The sequence below is a fragment of the Roseomonas sp. TAS13 genome (assembly GCF_001950415.1).
Taxonomy (GTDB): Bacteria; Pseudomonadota; Alphaproteobacteria; order Acetobacterales; family Acetobacteraceae; genus Roseomonas; species Roseomonas mucosa.
On sequence record NZ_BDLP01000179.1, the window covers coordinates 1 to 8,877 of the forward strand.

9 protein-coding genes and 1 pseudogene are annotated in these 8,877 nt (G+C 71.8%); 2 read left to right on the top strand and 8 right to left on the bottom strand.

Features of this window, described 5'->3' with window-relative positions; translation table 11 throughout:
* Positions 1-34 precede the first annotated feature (34 nt).
* From ROTAS13_RS14260 to ROTAS13_RS14285, 7 genes and pseudogenes are all read right to left on the bottom strand, one after another.
* Positions 35-1,162: an LLM class flavin-dependent oxidoreductase gene (locus ROTAS13_RS14260; RefSeq protein ID WP_019462868.1), complete on the bottom strand. Its 1,128-nt coding sequence runs from the start codon at positions 1,160-1,162 to the stop codon at positions 35-37.
* 22 nt (positions 1,163-1,184) lie between these two features.
* Positions 1,185-1,895: an acyl-CoA dehydrogenase gene (locus ROTAS13_RS28115; RefSeq protein ID WP_253187686.1), complete on the bottom strand. Its 711-nt coding sequence runs from the start codon at positions 1,893-1,895 to the stop codon at positions 1,185-1,187.
* Between the two features lie 239 nt (positions 1,896-2,134).
* Positions 2,135-2,329: pseudogene (locus ROTAS13_RS28120) on the bottom strand (acyl-CoA dehydrogenase family protein); the annotation flags it as partial.
* The gene (locus ROTAS13_RS14270) at positions 2,326-3,309 is read right to left on the bottom strand and encodes an ABC transporter substrate-binding protein (protein ID WP_075822662.1); all 984 of its coding nucleotides are present in this window, start codon (positions 3,307-3,309) and stop codon (positions 2,326-2,328) included. The gene ROTAS13_RS14270 and the pseudogene ROTAS13_RS28120, both read right to left, overlap by 4 nt.
* Positions 3,306-4,037, bottom strand: coding sequence for an ABC transporter ATP-binding protein (locus ROTAS13_RS14275; protein WP_019462871.1), 732 nt, complete (start codon positions 4,035-4,037; stop codon positions 3,306-3,308). Before ROTAS13_RS14275 ends, ROTAS13_RS14270 begins: the two co-directional genes overlap by 4 nt.
* A gap of 16 nt (positions 4,038-4,053) precedes the next feature.
* The gene (locus tag ROTAS13_RS14280) at positions 4,054-4,914 is read right to left on the bottom strand and encodes an ABC transporter permease subunit (RefSeq protein ID WP_019462872.1); all 861 of its coding nucleotides are present in this window, start codon (positions 4,912-4,914) and stop codon (positions 4,054-4,056) included.
* Between the two features lie 339 nt (positions 4,915-5,253).
* A complete protein-coding gene (locus ROTAS13_RS14285; protein WP_075822665.1) occupies positions 5,254-5,754 on the bottom strand; it encodes an Lrp/AsnC family transcriptional regulator in 501 nt (166 codons plus the stop codon).
* A gap of 297 nt (positions 5,755-6,051) precedes the next feature.
* Here ROTAS13_RS14285 and ROTAS13_RS14290 point away from each other — a divergent pair, with 297 nt between their 5' ends.
* Together ROTAS13_RS14290 and ROTAS13_RS14295 are read left to right on the top strand one after the other, a co-directional pair.
* Complete coding sequence (locus tag ROTAS13_RS14290; protein ID WP_019462874.1) at positions 6,052-6,456, top strand: response regulator; 405 nt, start codon at positions 6,052-6,054, stop codon at positions 6,454-6,456.
* Positions 6,457-6,636: 180 nt separating this feature from the next.
* Positions 6,637-7,959, top strand: a complete 1,323-nt coding sequence (locus tag ROTAS13_RS14295; RefSeq protein WP_075822663.1) for an Nramp family divalent metal transporter — start codon at positions 6,637-6,639, stop codon at positions 7,957-7,959.
* 62 nt (positions 7,960-8,021) lie between these two features.
* Here ROTAS13_RS14295 and ROTAS13_RS14300 read toward each other — a convergent pair.
* Positions 8,022-8,877 (bottom strand): SPFH domain-containing protein (locus ROTAS13_RS14300; protein ID WP_139323365.1); only part of this gene is annotated, 856 nt, incomplete at its 5' end.

The following is an 8,877-nucleotide window of genomic DNA, read 5'->3' on the forward strand; positions in this document are numbered from 1 at the left end:
GCCCCCGCCAGCAGCAACCCTCGCCGGCTCAGCCTCATTCCGCCGCCACCCGCACGGCGGCCGCCCGCCGCTCCGCCACCAGCCTCTTGGTGATCGGCAGCAGCGTGCGCCCGTACTCCGCCGCATCCTCCAGCGGATCGAAGCCGCGGATCAGAAAGGTCGTCACGCCCAGCTCGTAGTATTCCAGGAAGGCCTCCGCCACCTGCTGCGGCGTGCCCACCAGGGCCGTGGTGTTCCCCCGCGCCCCGGTCTCTCGCGCGATCGCGGTATAGAGCCGCCCCTCCGGCCGGTCGCCCCGCTCCGCCGCCGCCAGCAGGCGCTGCGAGCCCGCATTGGCCGGCGCCTTGTTCGCCGGCCCCAGCGCCGCCTGCCCGCGCACCTCGCGCACCCGGCCCAGGATGCGCTCCGCCTTGGCCCAGGCCGCCTCCTCCGTCTCCGCCAGGATCGGGCGGAAGCTCAGCGAGAAGCGCACGTCATGCTCGCGCCCGTGCTTCGCCGCCTCCTCGCGCACGCGCCCCACGATCTCGCGCACCTGCGCCTGCGTCTCGCCCCAGAGCGCATAGACATCCGCATGCCTGCCCGCGACCCGCAGCGCCGCCTCGGAGGCACCGCCGAAATAGACCGGGATGCGCGGCTTCTGCACCGTCCGCACCTCGGGCGAGGCGCCCTTGATGCGGTAATAGGCGCCCTCGTGGTCCACCGGCTTCGCGCCGGTCCAGATCGCCTTCAGGATATCGACATACTCGTCCGTCCGCGCATAGCGGTCGTCCTTGCCGAGCCAGTCGCCGTCCCGCGCCTGGTCCACGTCATCGCCGCCGGAGATCACGTGGATCGCGGCGCGGCCGCCCGAAAGCTGGTCCAGCGTCGCATAGCTCCGCGCCGCGAGGCTCGGCGCCAGGAAGCCCGGCCGGTGCGCGACCAGGAATCCCACGCGCTTCGTATGCGCGGCCGCGTCGGTGGCCAGCAGGAACCCGTCGGGTCCGTTGCTGTACCAGCCGATCAGCACGCGGTCGAAGCCGCCCTCGTCATGCACCCGCATGGACTTGCGGAAATAGCCGAGGTCGATCGCCTCGCCATGCGGCGGGTGGATCTCCGACTGCTCGCGCGGCTGCACCATGCCGATGAACTCGACATCGTTCAGATGGGAACCCGGAACCGTCATCGGCTTTCCTCCTTCACTCGTCTCAATTCACCCCGAGCGCCCGGCGCCCCGCGACACCGTAGGCACTGTCGGGCTGCGGCGTGTGGATGCGCGCGCAGAGCACGTCGCGCAGATGCCGCTCCAGCGGGTTGGAACGCGCCAGCGCATGGTTGCCGCAGAGCGCCACCGCCTCCTGCACCACCGCGATGGCGTTCTCCGCCGCCACGGTCTTGATCAGCCCGGCCTCGGCCGCCTCCAGCCCCGCGTCGCGCGCGCCGGAGTCCACCAGCCGGTCGTTGGTCGCCAGCAGCGCCTCGATCCGGCCCACCGCCTCCTGCATGCGCGGCAGCGTGGCCAGCGGCCGGCCCAGATTGGCCGGCACGCGCCCCTTCAGGAAACCGACCAGCCAGTCCCGCGCCGCCCGCGCCACGCCCGTATAAAGCGCCGCGATCATCAGCGTGTTCCAGGCGCCGTGCTGCGCGCCGGGCCCGCCGCGCTCCTCCGGCAGCCGCAGGTCCACCGCATGTTCCAGCGGCACCAGCGCGTCCTCGAAGACCACGTCGTGGCTCCCGGAGGCCCGCAGCCCCGCCTGGTCCCAGCTCTCCTCGATCCGTACGCCCGGCGTGTCCGCCCGCACCAGCAGGGACCCGATGCGCGGCCGCTCCTCGTCGGTCCGCAGCCAGACCAGCATCCAGCGCAGCCCCGGCGCCCCGGCGCCCCGGTGGAGTAGATCTTGCGCCCGCTGACGCGCCATCCTTCCGCCGTGCGCCGCGCCACCGTGCCCGGCAACCCGCCACGCGCCGGCGAGCCCAGTTCCGGCTCCACGCGCAGCGCGTTCACCAGCGCCCCGCGCTCCACCGCCTCGCGCCCCACCAGCGCCTTGATGTGCTCCGGCACATGCGGGTCGGTGACGAGCCCGCGGATCTGGATCAGCTGCATCGCCAGCACCAGCGCCGTGGCCGGGCAGCCTTCCGCCACCCGCCCCACCAGCGCGCAGGCCCGCTCCAGCCCGGCCTCCTCGCCACCATCGGCCTGCCGCGCCGTCAGGCCCAGCATCCCGGCCTCGTGCAGCGCCGTGAAGTTCGCGTGCGGGAAGCTGCCTTCACGGTCATGCGCCGCGGCCCGCGACGCGAAGTCCCGCACCAGCGCACCCAGCGGGTCGGGCCGCACCAGCAAACCGTCCATCATGCCGCCAGCTCCAGCCCATGCCCGAAATCACGGTCCCAGAGCGACGCTACGTTCACGCCCTTCGGCAGCAGGCCCAGCGCGGCGAAGTCGTCCGCCACCGCCTGGTGCGAGGCGATGGCCGCCTCGTCCGGCGCCACCAGCCGTCGCTTCTGGCTGACATTCTCCAGCAGCGCGCGGATCGTGGCCTCCGGCACGTTCAGCAGCCTCGACTGCGCCGCCGCCAGCTCCGCCGTATGGCTGTCCATCCACAGGAAGGCCCGCGAGACCCGCGCCAGATGATCGGCGATCGCCGCCCGCCGTCCCGGCTCCACCAGCGCGTCCGGGCTGGCGAAGACCAGGTAGTTCCCCGACAGGATCCCGCGCGCGTTGCGCAGTTCCTGCGCCCCGGCCTCGCGCGCCATCGGCACGGAATAGCCATAGATCGCCCAGGCATCGAGCGCCCCGTTCTGGAAGGCCGCACGCCCGTCGCTGGGGGAAAGATTCACGGCCTGGATGTCGCCGAAGCCCAGCCCTGCCTCGGCCAGCATCCGGTTCAGGTAGTAATGCGTGGTCGTTGCCCGGACATAGCCGACGCGCCTGCCCTCGAGGTCGGCGATGCTCCGCACCGTGGACCCCTTCGGCACCAGCACCACCTGCTCGTTCACGTCGCCGCGGATCACCGCGATCACCCTGATCCGTGCGCCCGAGGCGGCGGCGAAGGCCGGCGGGATCTCGCTGCCATAGGCGAGGTCGATGGCCCCGGCATTCACCGCCTCGACCATCAGGTTGCCGCTGCCGAACTCGGACCACGCCACCTGATAGGAACGGTCGCGATCCTGCCCCGACAGGTTCAGCAGGATCTGGTCGCCCGCCTTGTACTGCGCCGCCCGCAGCGTCACCCCCGCCTGCGCCCGCGCGCTTCCCCGCCCCGCCAGCAGCAGCGCCGGCGCCGCCAGCACGGCACCCCGCAGCGCCCCGCGCCGCGTCAGCACCCCGCTCACGCCGCCTGCCTCGCGCTGTCCTCGACGCCCAGCTCCGCCAGCAGCCGCCGCCGCAGCGCCACGAAGCCCGCATCGCCATGCGCCCGCGGCCGCTCCATCGCCACGGGAATATCCGCCGCGATCCGCCCGGCATCCAGCACCAGCACCCGGTCCGCCAGCAGGATCGCCTCGTCCACGTCATGCGTGACGATCAGCGTGGTCGGCCCATGCGCGCGCCAGAGCTCCAGCACCAGCGCATGCATCCGGATGCGAGTCAGCGCGTCCAACGCCGCGAAGGGCTCGTCCAGCAGCAGCAGCCTCGGCTCGCGCACCAGCGCCCGCGCCAGGGCGGAGCGCTGCGCCTCGCCGCCCGACAATGTCAGCGGCCAGGCATTCAGCCGGTGCGACAGCCCCACCTCGCCCAGCGCCCGCTCCGCCCGCTCGCGCGCCCCGCCGCCGGGCAGGCCGAGGGTCACGTTCTGCCAGACCTTCTTCCAGGGCAGCAGCCGCGGCTCCTGGAACACCGCCGCCACGCTCTCCGGCAGCCGGACCACCGCGTCCTCCGGCACCGGGTCCAGCCCGGCCAGCGTCCGCAGCAGCGTCGTCTTGCCCGAGCCCGAACGCCCCAGCAGCGCGGTGAAGGACCCCGGCTCCAGCTCGATATCCAGCCCGTGCAGCACGGTGTTCTGGCCAAAGCGCCGGGTCAGGCCGCGCACCGAGACGGCGCGCGCGTTGTTCTGCTCGCCCATGGTCCCCGCTCCCCGCTCAGGCCTTGATCAGGCTCGGCCGCCAGGCCAGCGTCCGCCGCTCCACGAGGCGCATCAGGGCGTCCGCCCCCAGCCCCAGCAGCGCATAGACGACGAGGCCCACGACGATGACGTCGGTGCGCAGGAAGTCCCGCGCGTCGTTGATCAGGTAGCCGATGCCCGAGGTCGCGTTGATCTGCTCGGCGATCACCAGGCTCAGCCAGGCCGTCCCGATCGCGTAGCGCAGCCCCACGATGCCCGAGGGCAGCGCCCCCGGCAGGATCACGTGCCGGATCATCCCCTGCCGGTCGAGGCCGAAGACCTTGCCCGCCTCCATCAGCTTGGGATCGACACCCCGGATGCCTGCGAAGAGCGTCAGATAGACCGGGAAGCTGGTCCCCAGCGCCACCAGCGCGATCTTCGGCGTCTCGCCGATGCCGAACCACAGGATGAACAGCGGCACCAGCGCCAGGAAGGGCAGCGTGCGGAGCATCTGCAGCGGCGCGTCCACGATCTCCTCGCCCAGCTTCGACAGCCCGGCGATCAGCGCGAAGGCCGTGCCCGCCGCCACGCCGATGGAAAGCCCCAGCGCCACCCGGCCCAGCGAGACCAGCAGGTGGTGCGGCAGCTCGCCCGAAAGCGTCAGCTCCCAGGCCGAGGCGATCACCGTGCTCGGCGCCGCCAGGGTGCGCGGCGAGATCAGCCCAGCCATCGAGGCCGCCTGCCAGAGCAGCACGATCACCAGCGGCGAGACGAAGCGCCGCGCCTTGCCGAGATGGAGCCGGCCGGGCAGCAGCGCCCGCGCCGCCCGGGCGAGGCTGCGGTCGGAAAGAGAGGAAGAGGAGCGCCCTGTGGCGCCGATCACCTGGGTGTCGGACATGCTGGCTCCGTCCCGGCCACCGGCCCTGGGGCCGCGCGGTCCGCGAAAAGGGGAAGAGGCGGTGGAACCCGGTGGCAGCCCGGGCGGGATGGCGCGGGCTTCAGCCCGGCAGACCGGGGCCGGTACAGGCCCGGCAGCGGCAACAGACCCGCCGCACCGGAACCGGACCCTTGAGGTCCCCGATGCGCCCGCCGGACGCGGCCTCTCGGCCCGGATTCCACGACATCTCGATCATGGAGCAGAGGATAGGCAGAGGGTTATTCGCGATAAATAGTCGGGTTTATCGAAGTTCAACGCCGCCAGAGGATGCCATTCCCCCGTCCGCCCGATCCGGGGGAGTTATTCCTCCACTCCCTCCTGGGGCTGGCCCCGGTCGCGGAAGGCCGCCCGGTTCAGGGGAAAGGCAGTGGTGTGCTTGATCCGCTCCATGGCGAAGCGGGAGGTCACGTTGCGCATCGGCACCGTCCCGATCAGCCGCTTGTAGAACAGGTCGAACTCCGCCATGTCCGCCACCGCGACGTGGAGCATGTAGTCCACCTCCCCCGCCATCCGGTAGGCCCCCATCACCTCCGGCATGGCGTCCACCGCCTGGGCGAAGCGTTCCAGCCAGTCCGGCGTATGGTCCCCCGCCTCCACCGCCACGAAGACGCTCAGCCCCACCCCCACCTTCTCCGGCGCCACCAGCGCCACCCGGCGGGTGATCACCCCGGCGGCCTCCAGCTTCTGCACCCGCTTCCAGCAGGGCGTGGCGGAAAGCCCCACCTTGTCCGCCATCTGGGCGATGGAAAGCGTGGCATCCTGTTGCAGGATCGCGAGGAGCTTGCGGTCGATCTCGTCCATGAACACTCCGTCCGGCCGCCGTTCCGGCGCCCAAGGGACGCCCCCGGGGAGGCACCCCAGGCGACGTCCGGGCATTGGCCGGCCCGGCCATGCCGGCGTTTCCCGGCCCCATAAGGGATCACGCGCCAGCCGCCGGGGGTCAAGGCCATCCCCGCCGCTCAGCCCTTGCGCCCCCCTTCGCCCATGTCCCGGCCGCGCCCCAGCCTCGCCCCTCCCCCACGGCCCGGAACTGAACCTTTCCCGCGCTGCGGCGCTTAACCGTGAACAGGACGCAATGATGGGGGCAAGGAGGCAGGCATGTGCGACATACTCGTGGTGGATGATGACGATCTGGTGCGGGCCACTCTCTCCTCGATCCTGGAGATGGAAGGCTGGTGCATCCGCGAGGCGTCCTCCCCCGACGAGGCCACGGTCGTCACGCAGGACGAGATCTGCCGCGTGCTCGTCACCGACATCAACCTCGGCACCCCGCAGGACGGCTTCGACGTCGCCGCGCAACTCCGCAGCCGCAGCCCTGGCCTGCCCGTGGTCTATGTCAGCGGCCGCCCCTGGCTCTTCAACGGCCGCCAGATGAACCCCGACGAGCGTACACTGGCCAAGCCGTTCCGCGCCGAGGAACTCACCCGCACGGTGCGCGAGCTGCTCGGCCTCGTGCACATGGATCACCCGTCGCGCCAGGGCGCCGTCCCGACGGGACCGTGACGAGTCTCCGGCGAACAGCGGAACCAGCATCTTCCGGCTGCCCCCTTGCCTGTGGCGAGGCGGGCACGGATGATGTCCCATGAAGCATCACAGCCACGCGAACCTCTCGCGAGATCGTCATCTGAACAGGGATTTGCGCCATTGGGCGGATCGGCCGGCCCCCGGACGGAGCCGGTGCCGATGAACGACGCAAGCTCCTTCGCCGGCGAGACCCGGCCCGGCAGCCTTCCCGAAGTCCACCGCAGCGTCGGCGTCCCCCGCACCGGCAGCACCTTCCGCCGCTTCCTCGCCTTCGCCGGCCCTGGCTACCTCGTCGCCACCGGCTACATGGACCCGGGCAACTGGGCCACGGCGATCGCCGGCGGCTCCGCCTTCGGCTACACGCTGCTCTCCGTCGCCCTGCTGTCCTCCCTGATGGCGATGCTGCTCCAGGCCATCTCGGCCCGCCTCGGCATCGCCACCGGCCGCGACCTCGCCCAGCTCTGCCGCGAACGCCTGCCGCGTCCCTTCGCCGTCCCGCTCTGGCTCCTCGCCGAGCTCGCCATCTGCGCCACCGACCTCGCGGAGCTGATCGGCACCGCCGTCGCCCTGCAGCTCCTCTTCGGCATCCCGCTGCTGCTCGGCACCGTGCTGACCGCGCTCGACGCGCTGCTGATCCTGTGGCTGCAGCACAAGGGCATGCGCTGGCTGGAGGCGATGGTCGCCGGCTTCCTCGCGCTGATCTGCGCCTGCTTCGCCGTCCAGGTCGCGCTTTCCGACCCGAACTGGGGCGATCTGCTGCGCGGCTACCTGCCCTCCGCCTCCATCGTCACCAACCAGACGCAGCTCTACATCGCCATCGGCATCATCGGCGCCACGGTGATGCCGCATAACCTCTACCTGCACACCGCGGCCGTGCAGTCGCGCGCCGTCGCCCCCGACGATGCCAGCCGCAAGGAGGCCGTGCGCTTCGCCACCTGGGACAGCTGCACCGCGCTGACCATCGCCCTGCTGGTCAATTCCGCCATCCTGATCGTCGCCGCCGCCGCCTTCCACACCAGCGGCCACCACGACGTCGCGGAACTCCAGGACGCGCACAGCCTCCTCGCCCCTCTGCTCGGCGCCGCGGCCCCCATCCTCTTCGCCGTGGCGCTGCTGCTCTCGGGCCTCAACTCCACCGTCACCGCCACGCTGGCCGGGCAGGTGGTGATGGAAGGCTTCATCCACTTCCGCCTTTCCCCGGTGGTGCGCCGCCTCGTCACCCGCGGCATCGCCATCGTCCCGGCGCTGATCGTCACCTGGCTCTACGGCGAAAGCGGCACGGGACAACTGCTGATCCTCAGCCAGGTGGTGCTGTCGCTGCAGCTCCCCTTCGCGATGATCCCGCTGATGCTCTTCGCCTCCGACCGGAAGCTGATGGGCAACCTCGTCACGCCCCGCTGGCAGCGCGTGGTCGGCTGGGCCATCACCGTGCTGATCGTGGGGCTGAACGTGAAGCTCATCGCGGACACGGTCACGGGCTGAACGCCACCGCGCGGCTGGCCGGGGGAAGAAGGCGCCCCCTTCTCCCCCCCGGCACGCCCTGCTCAGTGGTTCAGCGTCCCCGCATTGATCACCGGCACCGGGTCCTTGTCCCCCACCAGCACCAGCAGCAGGTTGGACACCATTGCCGCCCGCCGCTCGGTATCCAGCGCCAGCCCCTTCCGCTCCAGCGCGGCCAGCGCGTCCTCCACCATGTCCACCGCCCCGGCGACGATCTTGCGGCGCGCCGCCAGCACCGCCTCGGCCTGCTGCCGCCGCAGCATCGCCCCGGCGATCTCGGGCGCATAGGCGAGATGCGTGATCCGCGCCTCGGCGATGCGGATTCCGGCGCGCCCCACCCGCTCCTGCAGCTCCCGCACCAGCCCCTGCACCACCTCGTCGCCGCCATCCAGCAGCGTCGCCGGCGCCCGCGCCGCCACTGCCGCCTCGGCCTCCGTGCCGCCCACGCCGCTGACGATGGCCACCTCCGCCGCGTCATAGGCATGCGCCCCGGCGATCCGCCGCAGCGCCGCGTCGCTCTGCACCCGCACGAAAGCCTCGTAGTCGTCGATCTCCAGCAGCGCCGCCGCCGAATCCGACACGGACCACACCACTGCCGCTCCGATCTCGATCGGGTTGCCCACGCCGTCATTCACCTTCAGCGCCGCGATCTCATGCGTCCGCAAACGCCGCGACACCTTGCTGCGCGTATAGAGCGGATTGGTGAAGCGCAGCCCCGCCGCCTCGTCCGTGGCGCGATAGCTGCCGAAGAGCAGCAGCACCGCGCTCTCGTTCGGCGCCAGCACATAGAGCCCGCGCAGCAGGAACAGCCCCAGCACCACCAGCAGCCCGGCCGGCACCACCCGCCCCGGCTGTCCCGCCGCGGCGGAGCCCAGGAACAGCAGGACCCCCGCCTCCACC

Coding starts and splice junctions, on each gene's coding strand:
- ROTAS13_RS14260 (WP_019462868.1), bottom strand. CDS start 1,162: ATGACGGTTCCGGGTTCCCATCTGAACGATGTCGAGTTCATCGGCATG.
- ROTAS13_RS28115 (WP_253187686.1), bottom strand. CDS start 1,895: ATGGCGCGTCAGCGGGCGCAAGATCTACTCCACCGGGGCGCCGGGGCG.
- ROTAS13_RS14275 (WP_019462871.1), bottom strand. CDS start 4,037: ATGGGCGAGCAGAACAACGCGCGCGCCGTCTCGGTGCGCGGCCTGACC.
- ROTAS13_RS14280 (WP_019462872.1), bottom strand. CDS start 4,914: ATGTCCGACACCCAGGTGATCGGCGCCACAGGGCGCTCCTCTTCCTCT.
- ROTAS13_RS14285 (WP_075822665.1), bottom strand. CDS start 5,754: ATGGACGAGATCGACCGCAAGCTCCTCGCGATCCTGCAACAGGATGCC.
- ROTAS13_RS14290 (WP_019462874.1), top strand. CDS start 6,052: ATGTGCGACATACTCGTGGTGGATGATGACGATCTGGTGCGGGCCACT.
- ROTAS13_RS14295 (WP_075822663.1), top strand. CDS start 6,637: ATGAACGACGCAAGCTCCTTCGCCGGCGAGACCCGGCCCGGCAGCCTT.